Origin of the sequence: Rhizobium sp. Rhizsp82 (assembly GCF_047325115.1) — a bacterium.
In the GTDB taxonomy this organism is placed as follows: domain Bacteria; phylum Pseudomonadota; class Alphaproteobacteria; order Rhizobiales; family Rhizobiaceae; genus Rhizobium.
In genome coordinates this window covers 546,929-561,538 of record NZ_CP168571.1, presented here as the reverse complement: position 1 = coordinate 561,538, position 14,610 = coordinate 546,929, and the positions used below count along the sequence as shown (strand labels likewise).

Here is a 14,610-nt window from a genome sequence, read left to right as displayed (position 1 = left end):
GAGAGGCGGTGAACTAGTGGGAGAGAGAAATGAGCATGATCAAGATGATTGGAACAGCAGTTTCCGGGCTTGCCGCTCTGGCACTGCTGTCCGCAACGCCGGCTCTCGCGGAGCCGGCGGCCTATCCGGTCAAGGTCGTCACCCTGGTGACGCATTCGAGCCCGGGCGGCGGCAGCGACGTCTTTCTTCGCGAGATGTCGAAATATCTCGGCAAGTACATCAACGCCACCTTCGTCGTCGAAAACGTCCAGGGCGGCAGCGGTGCGAAGGCCATGGCGCGCGTCGCCGCGGCTCCTGCCGACGGTAGCGTCTTCTACGCGACGACGCCGACCTATATCTACACCTCGCTGATGAGCAAGCCGCAGTCGACCTACAAGGACATGCAGCCGCTCGTGAACTTCTTCCTCGACAGCGAAGTGATCTTCACCCGCGCCGACGGCCCCTACAAGTCGCTGAAGGACGTCATCGATCACGCCAAGAAGGAGCGTGGCCGCTGGGGTGCTGCAAACCCGGCCTCGCTGGAGCGCCAGGCTGCCGAACAGCTGAAGCGCGCCGCTGGCGTCACGCCCGCGATCGTCACCCATGAAGGCGGCGGCGACATGATGCTCAACGTGCTGAACGGCACGCTCGACATCGGCATCGGCGAAATCCAGGAACTGCGCTCGCAGCTCGACGCCGGCAAGATCGTGCTTCTCGCCACCTTCAATCCGGAGCGCATCGCCGACAAGCCTGATGTCCCGACAGTCAAGGAACTCGGCTACGACGTCTCGCTCGTGAAGTTCCGCGGCCTCGCGGGCCCGAAGGGCATTCCGGATGAAACTGCTGCGATCTGGGACGAAGCCGTCAAGAAGCTACTCGAAGACCCGGATTACAGGAAGGCCTATTCCGAAGAAGTGCTCGTCGCCAAGCCGATCGGCCACAAGGAATATCCCGATTTCGTCAACACCTTCGCGACCACCACCGAAGACTTCCTGAAATCGACCGGCGCGATCAAGTAACCGGCCGCGACATGCCGGGACCGCGCGGCCCGCGGTTCCGGAGCCCCCTGCTTCTCCATGAGGACAGTCTCATGAACAAAGATCTTCTCAGCGGCGTCGTGCTTCTGGCCGTCGCCGGCACCTATTACACCTGGACCACGCAGATCGCCGACAGCACGCTCTCCGACGAGATCGGTGCCGGCGGCCTGCCGAAGGTTCTGGCCGCCATCCTCGCCATTCTCGCTGTCTGCCTGATCGTCCGCACGCTGCTTTCCGCCCGCATGAAGCCGGCAACGGCCGCGGCTGCGCCGGGCAATGCCGACGACGAAGAGGCGGATGAAAACGCCAAGCTTCCGCGCGCGATCGGCTTCCTGCTCTTCGGCGCCGCTTACGTCGCCCTGCTGCCCTTCGTCGGCTATCCGATTGCGACAGCCCTGCTGATCGCCGGCATCGCCCTTTACGAGGGATCGCCGCGCACCTGGGTCATCCCGGCGGCCGCGATCGGCGGCGGCATTCTCTATTGGGCCATCTTCGTGAAGCTACTCGGCGTCAACCAGCCGATGGGCTCGCTCTTCCAAGGACTATTCTGATGGCGACCTTCTGGGACATCATCCATCTCTTGACTGAAACGCCGATCTTCTTCGTCGCCATCGCCGGCCTCACCTGGGGCATTCTCGGCGGCGCCCTTCCCGGCATTTCCGCCTCGATCACCATGGCGCTCGTTCTGCCGTTTACCTATACGATGGACCCGGCACAGGCGATCGCGCTGCTGGCCTGCGTCTATATCGGCGCCGAATACGGCGGCTCGATCCCGGCGATCCTGATCCGCACCCCCGGCACCAACTCGTCCGCCGCGACCGTCATCGACGGCTACGAGATGAACCGCCAGGGCCGCGCCGGCGAAGCGCTCGGCATCTCGCTGATGTCTGGCGTCGTCGGCTCGCTGTTCGGCCTTGCAATGCTGGTTCTTCTGACCGAGCCGCTTTCCTGGCTGGCACTCGCCTTCACGCCCGCATCCTATTTCGGCCTCGGCATCCTCGGCCTCAGCGTCATCGCCTCGATGAGCGGCGGCTCGCTGATCAAGGGACTGGCGGCCGCAACGATCGGCCTGATGCTTTCCACCGTCGGCACCGACCCGATCTCCGGCGTCACCCGCTTCACCTTCGATATCCCGGATCTTCTCGGCGGTATCGAGCCGGTTCTCGTCATGGTCGGCCTCTTCGCGCTGACCGAGCTGATGAGCCAGTCGGGTTCGGCAGGCATGAGCCGGCTCAATGCCAGCATCCGCATCAAGCTGCCGAGCCTGTCGATGATGAACAAGCTGAAGCGTTCGCAGTTCATCGGCTGCATCCTCGGCCTGTTCGAGGGCCTGACGCCCGGCGGCGGCGGCTCGATCGCAGCCTTCATGTCCTATAACGAAGCCCGCCGCTGGTCGAAGACCCCGCAGCTCTTCGGCAAGGGTTCAGAAGAAGGCGTCGCCGCTCCTGAAGCCGCCAACAACACCGTGGCAAGCACGGCGATGATCCCGCTGCTCAGCTTCGGCATTCCGAGCTCGAACTCCACAGCGGTCCTGCTCGGCGGCCTGCTGATGCACGGCCTGATCCCGGGACCGCGCCTGTTCGAACAGAGCGCCCAGGTCATCGACAGCATCTATGTCGGCTCGTTCATCGCCATCATCGCCCAGATCGGCATCGGCATCATCATCCTGCCCGCCTGCATCTGGCTGGTGAACCGTCCGCGGCAGTACCGCTCCGGCTTCATCTTCGCGCTGATCCTGTCCGGCATCTACACGCTGAATAACAGCCTCTTCGACCTCGGCATCGCGCTCGGGCTCGGTCTGGTCGGCTACCTGATGCGCCTGACGCGCTTCCCGGTTCTACCGATGATCCTCGGCGTCGTCCTCGGCCACATGGTCGAATCCAGCTACCGGCGCTCGCTGGTTCTGTCCGGCGGCGACCTGATGATCTTCCTGCAGGATCCGATCGCGCTGGGCCTGCTGACGCTCGCCCTCATCTTTATCGTCTTCTCCCTTGCCCGCGAAGTTCGCGAGGCGCGCAAGGCCAAGCTGAAGGAAGCTCATTCATGAATGTTGCCGTCTCGAAACCGGCACCGGTCGCAACCACGCTCGCGGCATTTGCCGCGAGTGCAGTGCCCCCGGCAGCAGCGCGCACCACCTGCCGCCAGCTGATCTTCGATATCGTTGCGCTCGCAGTCGCCGCCCGTGATACCGATTACGTCAAGGCGGCCCTCGGCAGCGCTGCGGACGAAGGCGATTGCACCGCCTTCGGCCATGTCCGAAAGCTCGGCCTCTACGATGCGGCCTTGGTCAACGGAACCGCCGCCCATGGCGAGGACTACGACGATACCTTCGAAGGCGGGCCGATCCATGCGGGTGCGGTCATCGTCTCTGCCGTGCTGGCGATCGCCGAGCAGCGCAAGCTCGATGGCGAAGCGGTGATGCGCGGCATTGCCGTCGGCACCGAACTGATGTGCCGCATGAGCCTCGTGGCACCGCAGGCGACCCACAAGGCAAGCTTCCACCCGACCGCGATCTTCGGCGCACCGGCAGCGGCGGCAGCCGTCGGCGCCGCGCTTGGACAGGATGCGGAAACCATTGCCCGGGCGCTCGGCATCTCCGGCAGCCTCGCCTCGGGCATCATCGAATATCTCGCCGACGGCAGCTCGACCAAGCGCCTCCATGCGGGTGCCGCCGCCCAGGCGGGTCTGCGCGCCGCGCTGCTCGCCGAAGGCGGCTTTACCGGCCCGATCACGGTCTTCGACGGCACAAACGGCATGTACAAGGCCTTCGCTCCGTCGAAGACGCCCGATTTCGCACGGCTGGTCGATGGTCTCGGCGAGAGCTGGGTGCTGGAGACACTGGCCTTCAAGCCCTATGCCTGCGGAACGATGACCCAGCCCTTCATCGACTGCGCCATCAAGCTCGCCAAGTCGGGCGTTGCCGCCGACGATATCGTCTCGATCATCTGCAATGTCGGCGAAGGCACCGTCCATCGCCTCTGGGAGCCGCTTGCGAGAAAGCATCAGCCGCCGAACGGCTATGCCGGCAAGTTCTCAACGCCCTATTGCATCGCCGTCGGCTTTACCGATGGCCAGGCCGGGCTCGGCCAGTTCACCGACGAGCGCGTCAAGGATCCCGCCCTGCGCGCGCTTGCCGCCAAGGTCTCCTACGAGATCGATCCCAACGATCCCTATCCGCGCGGCTATACCGGCCACGTCAAGGCCGTCCTGAAGGACGGCAGCATCCGCGAGTTCCGCCAGCCGCATATGCGCGGCGGCGCGCACGAGCCGTTGCCGGATGCCGAACTGCAAGCCAAGTTCGAGGCGAACCTCGCCTTCGGCGGCTTGACCGGCGAGCGGATCGATGCGCTTCGTTCGGCACTCGGCCGGATCGCCGACGGCGGCGCCGTCGACCTGTCGGCAGCGCGGCTGTGAACGGAGGGCATCATGACTGATCTCGGTCTCAAGGGCCGCGCCGCACTGGTGACCGGCGCATCCCGCAATATCGGCCGCGCCATCGCACTGGCGCTCGCCGAGGCCGGCGCCTCGATCGCCATCGTCGCCCGTTCCGACAGGGAGGCCGCGGAAGCGGTCGCGAGCGAGGTCGAGGCTTTCGGCGTCAAGGCCAAGGTGCTGATCGGCGATGTCGCGAGCGAGGCGGATGCCGCAAGGCTGGTTTCCGAAGCAGCTTCGGCGCTCGGCCGTCTCGACATTCTCGTTAACAATGCCGCGATCCGGCGCGAAGCGCCTGTCGAAGAGCTCTCCTACAAGGACTGGCGGGACGTGATCAGCGTCACGCTCGACGGCGCCTTCCTGATGAGCCGCGCGGCAATCCCGCATCTGCGGGCGGGCGGCAGCGGCGCGATCATCAATATCGGCGGCCTGACGGCCTATACCGGTGCGGTCAACCGCGTCCACGTCGTCTCGGCCAAGGCCGGTCTCGATGGCATGACCAAGGCCTTGGCCCAGGAACTCAGCCCTGACGGCATCACGGTCAACCTCGTCTCGCCGGGGATGATCGAGACCAATCGCGAGCACACCAAGGCGGGCGATCCGGCCCATCACAAGACGACGCGCACGCTGGTCGGGCGGCGCGGCACGCCGGAAGAGGTGGCGGCAGCCGTTGCCTATCTCGCCAGCATGCAGGCGCGCTTCACCACCGGCCAGACGCTGCATATCAACGGCGGCGCCTTCCTGCCTTGACCGATCGCCCGCGACTCGCGGAAACAGTCTGAACAACGTTCCCCGGCGCATCGCCGCCGGGGCTCAAGCGCATGATGGACCCGTAGGATGTCTGTACCGGAATCCCTGCGGCCGGCGGACCGGCCGAGCCTTGCCGCCCTTTTCCTTCTCTGCTTCAAGGTCGGGATACTGAGCTTCGGCGGCGGTCTTTCCGGATGGCTCTACCAGGAATTCGTCCTGCGCAAGGAGCTCGTCAGCGACGAGGATTTTTCGACCAGCCTGGCGATCTCGCAGATGCTGCCCGGCGCCAATGTCGTCAATCTCGTCATCTGCCTTGGTGAACAACTGCGCGGCCCGCTCGGCTCCATCGCCTGTTTCACCGGCTTTCTCGTCGGCCCGTTCTTCGCGGTGATCGGCCTCTACAAACTCTTCGATCTGCTGGCCGGATACGAACTGCTACCCGTCGTCTTCAACGGCATCGCCTTCGCCGCGATCGGCCTTCTGCTGTTGACCTGCATCCAGGGAAGCCGCCGGGCGATCCGCTTTCCGCCGGCCGCCATCGTCATCGCGCTAACGGCCTTTCTCGTCGGCGTGCTCGAATGGCCACTGATCCCCGTCGTTTTCGCCATCGCGCCCTTCAGCATCGCGCTCGCCTGGAAGAGACCGTAGATGCGCGATAATCCCCTCATCGGCCTCGCCCTCGTCTTCATCCCGTTCTCACTGACCTCGATCGGCGGCGGCGCGGCGATCATCGCCGGGCTGCAGAACGAGACGGTCAATGTGCATGGCTGGCTGACGCAGGCGGAGTTCCTGCATCTCTTCGGCGTGTCGCGGGCAGCCCCCGGCCCGGGCACGATGCTCGCCACCGTCATCGGCTGGAAAGTCTCCGGCTGGCTCGGCGCGCTGATCGCTTCGCTGGCGCTGTTCCTGCCCTCGTCGCTGCTCTGCTACGCCGTCTTCCGGCTCACCAATACCCACCGTGACAAGGAATGGCACCGCGCCATGCGCGAGGGGCTGGCGCCGATCGGTACCGGCCTGATCATCGCCGGTGTCATCTCGCTGTTTAGGGTGGCCGAGGGCGGCGTGCTGGCGCTGGTCATCGCCGCGCTCTCCTGCGCCCTGCTCTACTGGAAACCGAAAATGCCGGTGGTCGCCGTTCTCGCGCTTGGCGGAGCGGCTGCGGCCCTTGCCCACTACTGGCCGCAGCTGACTGATCTCTGACCGTTAGCCGAGTGCAGCGATGATGCCGCGCGTCATGCCGTCCGTGCCGGCAGTACCGCGGATGTCGCGCGTGCGCGTCTCGGGATTGGCAAGCGCCCTGGCGATCGCCTTTTCCATGATCGCCCCTGCCTCGACCGCCTGCGGGATGCCGCGATTATGCCCCAGCCACTCGATCATCATGCGGGCGGACTCTATCATCGCGAAGGGGTTGGCGATGCCCTTGCCGGCGATGTCGGGCGCCGAGCCATGCGTTGCCTGCGCCATCGCGAGATTGCCCTCGCCGATGCAAAGGCCGGGCGCCATGCCGAGACCGCCGACGAGACCCGCCGCCTCGTCGGTCAGGATATCGCCGAACATGTTGGTGGTGACGATGACGTCGAAGCTCTGCGGATCGCGGATCAGCCGCATCGCCATCGTATCGACGATGACCTCATCGACCGTCACGTCAGGAAATTCCTTGGCAACCCTATGGCACTCCTCGACGAACATGCCGCAGCCAAGCTTGAAGACGGTGTTCTTGTGTACGACCGTCAACCGCTTCTTGCGCTGCCGGGCGATTTCGAAGGCGGCTCGCGCCACGCGCGATGAGCCGAGCCGTGTGATGACGCGCACCGAGATCGTCATCTCCTCCGTCGGGCGGAATTCGCCGGAACCGGCCACGACATTCCGGTCCGGCTGGAAGCCCTCGTTATTCTCGCGGACGATCACCAGATCGATATCGTCATAGATGGCGCCGAGCCCGGGAAATGACTTGGTGGGGCGGACATTGGCGAAGAGATTGAAACCCTTGCGCATGATCGGATGCGGATTGATGGCGCCCGGCGCCTTCGGATAGGCCTGATGGCCGATCGGCCCCAGGATGAAGCCATCCATCCTGGCGAGCGTCTCCATCGTCCCCTCGGGGAAGGTCGAGCCATGCGTATCGAGCGCCGTCCGCCCGATTGGCATCGGCCGCCAGTCGATCTTCAGCCCGGTCTTTTCTGCCGCGGCCTTCACGACATCCACCGCCGCCGGCACGATCTCGTGGCCGATATCGTCTCCACTGAGAATACCGATGACCAGATGACTTTCCATGCAATGTCTCCCTCGTTGCCGGGGCGACCTTGCGTTTCAAATTGTAGATTGTCAACAATTTTCAGGACGAATACTCGCCCTACGAAAGACGGAGCTATTCAGCCCTTGCGCGCTTCGCCGGCGTTCCTGGCGCGGACGATACCGTTGAGGATATGAGTGCGGGCCGTCATCAGCGCCCGAACCGGATCGCGGGCGGCCAGCGCATCGACGATCGCCCGATGCTCTTCGTTCGAGACATGCAGCATGTCGGGGCCTGAGAGCGCGCGGTAGCGCTGTATATGCAGCTCGCGCACGAAGCTCTGATAGGTGGCGGTCAGCCGCAGGTTCCCTGCCATGCTGGCGATCTGCTTGTGGAACTCGAGGTTGACGGGATAATAGATATGCAGGTCGCCGAGCGCGACGATCTCTTCCATCTTGTCGATCAGGCCGCGCAGCACCGCAAGCTCCGCATCGGTGATCCGCTCGGCAAGCATCATCGCCATGCAGCCGAAGACGCCGGCGCGGGCCTCCGACAGGTCCAGCGCCTCGTCGGTGCTGAGCGCCCGGATGAAGAAGCCGCGGTTCGGGATGATCTCGATCAGCCCCATGGCGGCGAGCGCGCTGCAGGCCTCCCGAATCGGCCCGCGGCTGACGCCGAGGCGCTGCGACAGGCCGTTTTCGTTGACCCGCTCGTTCGGCTTCAGCTCGCCGTCGATGATCATCCGCTCGATCTCGGCCTGCACGACATTGGCAAGCGAACGGGTCCGCAGGATGTCGATGGCAGAGAGGTTCTGGGTGGAATCTGACATTGGCAAACGGTCCGCCTGGTTCCGGGATCAAAGCAACATATTAGCGTGCAGTCATTTCCACACTCGCGGCAAAGTGCAACCCCAAATCGGCATTTGAGCCTCAAAGGTTCCGCGCAATCACCATCTTCTGTACGTCGCTGGTGCCCTCATAGATCTGGCAGATGCGGACATCGCGGTAGATGCGCTCCACCGGATAATCGGCCATGTAGCCGTAGCCGCCATGGATCTGCAGCGCCGCGGAACAGACCGCTTCGGCCATCTCCGATGCAAAGAGCTTCGCCATCGACGCTTCGGAGAGGCACGGTTCGCCGGCCTCTTTCAAAGCCGCCGCATGCAGGACGAGCTGGCGCGCCGCCTCGATCTTCGTTGCCATTTCGGCGAGCCGGAAGGAAATCGCCTGATGCTCGGCGATCGCCTTGCCGAAGGCGGTTCGCTCACGGGCATAGTCGCGGGCCGCCTCAAATGCCGCCCGCGCCATACCGACCGCCTGCGCGGCAATGCCGATACGGCCACCTTCGAGGTTGGCGAGCGCAATCCTGTAGCCGTCGCCCTCTTCACCCAACCGCTGCGATGCCGGTATGCGCATGCCGTTGAAGGCGATCTGGCAGGTGTCGGATGCGTGCAGCCCGAGCTTGTCCTCGACGCGAACCACTTCGTAACCCGGCGTATCCGTGGGCACGATGAAGGCGGTGATGCCCTTCTTTCCGGCTGCCGGATCGGTCACTGCAAAGACGATGATTACGTCGCCGTTCTTGCCTGAGGTGATGAACTGCTTGGCGCCGGTGATGATATAATCACTGCCGTCCCGCTCCGCTCTCGTCTTCAGGTTCGAGGCATCCGAGCCCGCCTGCGGTTCGGTCAGGGCAAAGCCGCCGATCCACTCGCCCGATGCGAGCTTCGGCAGAAAGCGCTGCTTCTGCTCGTCGCTGCCGAAGCGCAGGATCGGAACGCAGCCGACCGAACTGTGTACGCTCATGATCGTCGAGCAGGCGCCGTCGCCTGCAGCAATCTCCTCGATCGCCAGCGCATAAGCGATCGCGCCGGTCTCCGAGCCGCCATATGCCTCCGGGACCAGCATGCCGAGCAGGCCGAGCTCGCCCATCTCCCGCAATTCCTCGCGCGGAAAACTGTGCTCCTCGTCACGGCGGGCAGCCCCCGGCGCAAGGCGCTCCTGCGCAAAGGCGCGCGCCATGTCGCGGATCTGGATCTGGGTTTCGTCGAGCCGCATATGCCTCCCCCTCAAATCCGCTCGAAAGCCATGGCCGTCGCCTCGCCGCCGCCGAGACAGAGCGAAGCCATGCCGCGCTTCAAACCATAGCGCTGCATAGCCGAGAGCAGCGTCACGATGATGCGGGCGCCGGAAGCGCCGATCGGATGGCCGAGCGCGCAGGCGCCGCCGTGGATATTGATCTTCTCGGCCGGCAGACCGAGATCGTGCATCGCCGCCATCGGCACGACGGCGAAGGCCTCGTTGATCTCGAAGAGGTCGACATCGCCAAGCGCCCAGCCGGTCTTTTCCGAGAGCTTGCGCAACGCACCGACAGGCGCCGTCGTGAACAGATTGGGTGCCTGCGAATGGGTCGCATGGCCGGCGATGACGGCAATCGGCGTCAAACCGCGCCGCTCCGCCTCCGAGCGCCTGATCATGACGAGCGCCGCCGCACCATCAGAAATAGAGGCCGAACTTGCCGCCGTCACCGTGCCGCCATCGCGAAACGCGGGTTTCAGCGAGGGAATGCGGGCCGGATCCGCCTTGCCGGGCTGCTCGTCCCGGCTGATGTCGCGGCTGGTCTTTCCGAATTGCACCTGGACCGTCAACGTCTCGGCATCGAAAAGCCCACCGTCGACGGCGCGTTTTGCCTTGTCGAGCGAAGCGATGGCATAATGATCCTGCGCGTCACGGGTGAACTGGTAGGCCTCTGCACATTCTTCCGCAAACGTGCCCATGGAGCGGCCCTTGTCATAGGCATCTTCCAGGCCATCAAGAAACATGTGGTCGTGGATGGCGCCATGGCCCATGCGGTAACCGCTTCTGGCGCGCTTCAGGAGGTAGGGCGCATTGGTCATGCTCTCCATGCCCCCGGCAACGACCACCGACTGGCTGCCGGAGAGAATCTCGTCGTGACCGATCATCGCCGCCTTCATGCCGGAGCCGCAGACCTTGTTGATGGTCGCAGCACCGCAGTCATAGGGCAATCCGGCGCCGAGTGCGGCCTGGCGGGCCGGGGCCTGCCCCTGCCCTGCCGGCAGCACGCATCCCATCAGCACTTCGCCGATCGCCTCCGCCGAAAGTCCGCTGCGCTCGATCGCAGCCCGGATTGCCGCCGACCCGAGATCGGTCGCCGCCACGTCCTTGAAGTCGCCCTGAAAGCCGCCCATCGGCGTGCGCGCCATGCCGGCGATCACCACCGGATCGTCTGATGTCATGAGATTGGCTCCTCCCTGCCTGGCTCATGGATGGATGCGCGATGCCTCCCGCGATCCTGTTACAAACATACCGCTGTTCGTCTCAAATGCCATGGCTGCATGCGGATGTCGCAAAAGAGCCAGCGGCTTCGCGTCTCGAATAGACAAGCCCCTTGGCGGATCGCTACATCTTATTGTCGTGGATCGACTGTAGTGCCGTTTCGGCCTGTATTAGATTCGGCGCACCAAGGTTCAAGGGTTCAAGTGATGGCGGAATTTCCAAGCAAGGCTAAAGTCGTAATCATCGGTCTCGGCGGCATCGTCGGCGCCTCGATCGCTCATCACCTGATCGAGCGTGGCTGGGACGACATTGTCGGCATCGACAAATCGGGCATCCCGACAGATATCGGATCGACGGCACATGCCTCCGACTTCTGTTACACCACCAGCCACGACTATCTCAGCGTCTGGACCACCCAGTACTCGATCGATTTTTACGAGAAGATGGGCCACTACGCCCGTATCGGCGGTCTGGAAGTTGCCCGCACCGGCGACGACACCTGGATGGAAGAGATCAAGCGCAAGCTCAGCTCCGCCAAGGCCTTCGGAACCAATGCCCGCTACGTATCTCCGGCCGAGATCAAGGAAATGTTCCCGCTGATCGAGGAAGACCAGGTTCAGGGCGGCATGTTCGACCCCGACGCCGGTCTCGTCATCCCGCGCTCGCAGACTGTCGCCGGCAAGCTCGTCGATGCTGCCGAAAAGTCCGGCAAGCTCAAGATGTTCGGCAATACGCCGGCGAAGTCGCTGATCGTTGAAGGCGGCCGCATCAAGGGCGTCGTCACCCATCGCGGCACGATCATGGCCGATCACGTCATCGTCTGTGCCGGCCTCTGGGGCCGCCTGATCGCCGAAATGGTCGGCGAAGACCTGCCGGTCATGCCGGTCGATCACCCGCTGACATTCTTCGGCCCCTACAACGAATTCGAAGGCACCGGCAAGGAAATCGGCTTCCCGCTGCTGCGCGACCAGGGCAACTCCGCCTATATGCGCGACACCGGCGATCCGGCCACGACCGAAGGCGGCCAGATCGAGTGGGGTTATTACGAGACCACCAATCCGCGCATGTGCCATCCGCGCGATTTGCTCGAAAAGCACGAAGCACGCCTTTCGCCGTCGCAGCGCGACCTCGAAATGGAACAGATCATCGAGCCACTCGAGCGCGCCATGGAACTGACGCCGATCCTTGGCGAACTCGGCTATAACGAAGGCCACTCCTTCAACGGCCTGCTGCAGGTCTCGGCCGGCGGCGGCGCCTCCTGCGGCGAAAGCCAGAAGGTTCGCGGCCTCTGGTACTGCGTCGCCATCTGGGTCAAGGACGGCCCGGGATACGGCAAGCTGATCGCCGACTGGATGACCGACGGCCGCACCGAGATCGACCACAACTCGATCGATTACGCCCGCTTCTACCCGCACCAGCTGACCGAAAAATTCATCGAGGGCCGCTGCTACGAAGCCGCCCAGAAGATCTATTTCCCGGCCGTTCACACCCGCGAACCCTATGCTTCCGGCCGAAATGCCAAGCGCTCGCCCTTCTACGAACGCGAGAAGGAGCTTGGCGGCTACTTCATGGAACTCGGCGGCTGGGAGCGTGCGCATGGCTACGCCGCCAACGAGCACCTGCTGGAAAAATATGCCGACCGCGTGCCGGTTCGCGAGAACGAATGGGACAACCGCCACTTCTGGCGCGTCTCGAATGCCGAACATCTGGCGATGAGCGAGGATTGCGGCATCGTCAATCTCAGCCACTTCCACATGGTCGATATCGAAGGTCCTGACCATGTCGACCTGCTCGAATGGCTCTGCGCCGCAAAGATCGGCGGCGACGGCAACATCGGCAAGGGGATCTACACCCACTTCCTCGACGACGAGGGCATGGTGCGTGCGGACTTCACCGTCATCCGCATGGCCGACCGCTGCCGCCTGATCAACGGCGCCGATGCCGGCCCGCGCGACTTCCACTACATGAAGCGCGTGGCTGAGGATCGTGGCCTCGACGTCACGATCACCGACGTCTCCGAGAAGTACATCACCATCGGCATCTGGGGACCGAACGCCCGCGATACGCTGAAGAAGGTGGTTGCCGATCCCTCGGGCCTCGATGCCGAGAACTTCGCCTTCGCGGCGATCAAGCCGATCGAGATCGGTGGCAAGCCGGTCACCGCCTTCCGCATCTCCTATGTCGGCGAGCAGGGCTGGGAACTGCACATGAAATACGAAGACGGCCTCGCCGTCTGGGATGCCTTGCGCTCGACCGGCGTCATGCCGTTCGGCGTCGAGACCTACGCGAACTCGCGCCGCATGGAAAAGAGCCTGCGCCTGCAGAATGGCGATCTGCTCACCCAGTACAATCTGCTGGAAGCCGATCTGGCCCGTCCGAAGGTCAAGGAATCCGACTTCCGCGGCAAGGCCAAGCACCTGGAATACAAGGCGCGCGAGCACCAGCCGGCAATGCTCTGCACCCTCGTCATGACCGAGAATACCGACAAGTCGGGCGTCAAGCGCTACCCCGTCGGCTCCATGCCGGTCATGGATCCGGAAACCGGCAAGGTGCTGATCGACGAGCTCGGCCGCCGCTCCTACACGACCTCTGTCGCCTTCGGCCCGACGCTCGGCAAGAACATCGCGCTCGCCTACCTGCCCTGGGATTACTGCCAGGTCGGCCGCAAGCTCAACATCGAGTATTTCGCCGAGACCTATCCGGTCGAAGTCGCAGCGGTCGGCTACAAGCCGCTCTACGACCCTGAAAACATCAACCCGCGCAGCTAAGTCAGCACCGGGTCAGCTTCGAAAGCCGCCGCGATGAACACGCGGCGGCTTTTTCGTTTCATTCGCCGCCGAGCGCAAAGACCGGGCACGGCTCGGCAATGCCGCGAAGCGGATGGCTGCCGAGGTCCACGAGCCCTTCCGGCACCTCGGCCGCCAGGGCACCCGAGACGAGAACCGTCTGTCCCAGCGGCTTGCAGAGACCTTCGAGACGGCTGACGAGATTGACGGCAGGGCCGATCGCGGTGAAATCCAGCCGGTCGGCCGCGCCGATATTGCCCCAGAAGATTTCGCCGAAATGCAGCGCCATGCCGAACGGCAAGGCGGGAAGACCATCGCCTTCTCGCGTGGCATTCAGGTGCTTCATGCCGGCCTTCGCCGCGTTGGCGGCACGGATGGCGGCCGCGCAGGCATCATGCGCCGTCCCCGTCACCGGAAAGATCGCCAGCACGCCGTCGCCGATGAATTTCAGCACCTCGCCGCCGAAGACATTGACGGCACCGGTCACCCGCTCGAACCAGGCATCGAGCGCGGCGATGACTGTTTCCGCCGGAGCACTTTCGGACATGGCGGTGAAATCGCGAAGATCGGCGCAAAGCAGTGCCGCACGGATCGTCTCGCCAGTGCCGCGTTTCAGCGCACCGGCGCCGACGCGGGCGGCACTGCGCCTGCCGAGATAGGCTTCGAGCAAGGCCCCACCCGCCAGCCGTGCCGAGATCGCCGCCAGCGGCGCCTTGGCAAAGCGCGCGGCATCGTCGATCAGCGCCTGCTGCTCTGCACTGAAGGGTTGGCTCCCCGCAAAGCCGAGGAAGCGCACGCCGCTTGCCTCACTGCCGAGCCCTTCCCTGGCATTGCCGATCTCGGCCAGCCATTCGCGCCCGGCCTGCGCCGAGACGCCGAAGCCGAGCGCTTCGATCACCTCGTTGCCGGCGGCGCGCCAGAGCCAGGTTCGCTGGGCGATGATCGGATGCGGCACGGCAAGTGTCAGCGCCATGCGGGCGACGGGAATGCCTTCGGCCAGCAGCATCCGGCCGAGTTCACCGAGAAACAGTTCCGGGGTTGCCGTATGGCTCGCCTCATCGACCAGCCAGGCAAGGGAGGGAGGCATGTTCATGCGG

Annotated in this window: 13 protein-coding genes; 8 read left to right on the top strand and 5 right to left on the bottom strand. The window is 64.3% G+C overall.

Going from position 1 to position 14,610, the window contains the following annotated elements:
- Positions 1-29 precede the first annotated feature (29 nt).
- The 7 genes from ACEN84_RS26770 (at position 30) to ACEN84_RS26740 (ending at position 6,398) form a co-directional block, all read left to right on the top strand.
- Positions 30-998 carry a tripartite tricarboxylate transporter substrate binding protein gene (locus ACEN84_RS26770; RefSeq protein ID WP_413712297.1) on the top strand — a complete coding sequence of 323 codons (969 nt, stop codon included), beginning with the start codon at positions 30-32 and terminating at the stop codon, positions 996-998.
- Positions 999-1,069: 71 nt separating this feature from the next.
- Complete coding sequence (locus tag ACEN84_RS26765) at positions 1,070-1,567, top strand: tripartite tricarboxylate transporter TctB family protein (protein WP_203430531.1); 498 nt, start codon at positions 1,070-1,072, stop codon at positions 1,565-1,567.
- On the top strand, positions 1,567-3,063 hold the full coding sequence (locus ACEN84_RS26760) for a tripartite tricarboxylate transporter permease (protein ID WP_413712296.1): 1,497 nt from the start codon (positions 1,567-1,569) through the stop codon (positions 3,061-3,063). The genes ACEN84_RS26765 and ACEN84_RS26760 overlap by 1 nt, the downstream gene beginning before the upstream one ends.
- Complete coding sequence (locus ACEN84_RS26755; protein WP_413712295.1) at positions 3,060-4,430, top strand: MmgE/PrpD family protein; 1,371 nt, start codon at positions 3,060-3,062, stop codon at positions 4,428-4,430. The genes ACEN84_RS26760 and ACEN84_RS26755 overlap by 4 nt, the downstream gene beginning before the upstream one ends.
- Positions 4,431-4,442: 12 nt before the next feature.
- A complete protein-coding gene (locus ACEN84_RS26750) occupies positions 4,443-5,198 on the top strand; it encodes an SDR family NAD(P)-dependent oxidoreductase (protein ID WP_413712294.1) in 756 nt (251 codons plus the stop codon).
- Between the two features lie 87 nt (positions 5,199-5,285).
- The gene (locus tag ACEN84_RS26745; protein ID WP_413712293.1) at positions 5,286-5,846 is read left to right on the top strand and encodes a chromate transporter; all 561 of its coding nucleotides are present in this window, start codon (positions 5,286-5,288) and stop codon (positions 5,844-5,846) included.
- Positions 5,847-6,398 (top strand): chromate transporter, encoded by a 552-nt coding sequence (locus ACEN84_RS26740; protein ID WP_413712292.1) that lies wholly within the window; start codon positions 5,847-5,849, stop codon positions 6,396-6,398.
- A gap of 3 nt (positions 6,399-6,401) precedes the next feature.
- Here the strand turns inward: ACEN84_RS26740 and ACEN84_RS26735 are convergent, their stop codons facing one another.
- From ACEN84_RS26735 to ACEN84_RS26720, 4 genes are all read right to left on the bottom strand, one after another.
- The gene (locus ACEN84_RS26735; RefSeq protein WP_413712291.1) at positions 6,402-7,472 is read right to left on the bottom strand and encodes an isocitrate/isopropylmalate dehydrogenase family protein; all 1,071 of its coding nucleotides are present in this window, start codon (positions 7,470-7,472) and stop codon (positions 6,402-6,404) included.
- 98 nt (positions 7,473-7,570) lie between these two features.
- Entirely contained in the window at positions 7,571-8,260 is a 690-nt protein-coding gene (locus ACEN84_RS26730) for an FCD domain-containing protein (protein ID WP_413712290.1), read from the bottom strand.
- 100 nt (positions 8,261-8,360) lie between these two features.
- Positions 8,361-9,488 carry an acyl-CoA dehydrogenase family protein gene (locus ACEN84_RS26725; protein WP_413712289.1) on the bottom strand — a complete coding sequence of 376 codons (1,128 nt, stop codon included), beginning with the start codon at positions 9,486-9,488 and terminating at the stop codon, positions 8,361-8,363.
- A gap of 11 nt (positions 9,489-9,499) precedes the next feature.
- On the bottom strand, positions 9,500-10,687 hold the full coding sequence (locus tag ACEN84_RS26720) for an acetyl-CoA C-acyltransferase (RefSeq protein ID WP_413712288.1): 1,188 nt from the start codon (positions 10,685-10,687) through the stop codon (positions 9,500-9,502).
- 246 nt (positions 10,688-10,933) lie between these two features.
- Between ACEN84_RS26720 and ACEN84_RS26715 the strand changes: the two genes are divergently transcribed.
- Positions 10,934-13,495 carry a GcvT family protein gene (locus ACEN84_RS26715; protein ID WP_413712287.1) on the top strand — a complete coding sequence of 854 codons (2,562 nt, stop codon included), beginning with the start codon at positions 10,934-10,936 and terminating at the stop codon, positions 13,493-13,495.
- Between the two features lie 58 nt (positions 13,496-13,553).
- Here the strand turns inward: ACEN84_RS26715 and ACEN84_RS26710 are convergent, their stop codons facing one another.
- A complete protein-coding gene (locus tag ACEN84_RS26710) occupies positions 13,554-14,606 on the bottom strand; it encodes an adenylate/guanylate cyclase domain-containing protein (RefSeq protein WP_413712286.1) in 1,053 nt (350 codons plus the stop codon).
- Positions 14,607-14,610: the final 4 nt, after the last annotated feature.

Excerpts from the sequence above, each read along its gene's own strand:
- ACEN84_RS26750 (WP_413712294.1), top strand. The coding sequence starts at position 4,443 with ATGACTGATCTCGGTCTCAAGGGCCGCGCCGCACTGGTGACCGGCGCA.
- ACEN84_RS26735 (WP_413712291.1), bottom strand. The coding sequence starts at position 7,472 with ATGGAAAGTCATCTGGTCATCGGTATTCTCAGTGGAGACGATATCGGC.
- ACEN84_RS26765 (WP_203430531.1), top strand. The coding sequence starts at position 1,070 with ATGAACAAAGATCTTCTCAGCGGCGTCGTGCTTCTGGCCGTCGCCGGC.
- ACEN84_RS26720 (WP_413712288.1), bottom strand. The coding sequence starts at position 10,687 with ATGACATCAGACGATCCGGTGGTGATCGCCGGCATGGCGCGCACGCCG.
- ACEN84_RS26755 (WP_413712295.1), top strand. The coding sequence starts at position 3,060 with ATGAATGTTGCCGTCTCGAAACCGGCACCGGTCGCAACCACGCTCGCG.
- ACEN84_RS26740 (WP_413712292.1), top strand. The coding sequence starts at position 5,847 with ATGCGCGATAATCCCCTCATCGGCCTCGCCCTCGTCTTCATCCCGTTC.
- ACEN84_RS26760 (WP_413712296.1), top strand. The coding sequence starts at position 1,567 with ATGGCGACCTTCTGGGACATCATCCATCTCTTGACTGAAACGCCGATC.
- ACEN84_RS26725 (WP_413712289.1), bottom strand. The coding sequence starts at position 9,488 with ATGCGGCTCGACGAAACCCAGATCCAGATCCGCGACATGGCGCGCGCC.
- ACEN84_RS26710 (WP_413712286.1), bottom strand. The coding sequence starts at position 14,606 with ATGAACATGCCTCCCTCCCTTGCCTGGCTGGTCGATGAGGCGAGCCAT.
- ACEN84_RS26745 (WP_413712293.1), top strand. The coding sequence starts at position 5,286 with ATGTCTGTACCGGAATCCCTGCGGCCGGCGGACCGGCCGAGCCTTGCC.
- ACEN84_RS26730 (WP_413712290.1), bottom strand. The coding sequence starts at position 8,260 with ATGTCAGATTCCACCCAGAACCTCTCTGCCATCGACATCCTGCGGACC.
- ACEN84_RS26770 (WP_413712297.1), top strand. The coding sequence starts at position 30 with ATGAGCATGATCAAGATGATTGGAACAGCAGTTTCCGGGCTTGCCGCT.
- ACEN84_RS26715 (WP_413712287.1), top strand. The coding sequence starts at position 10,934 with ATGGCGGAATTTCCAAGCAAGGCTAAAGTCGTAATCATCGGTCTCGGC.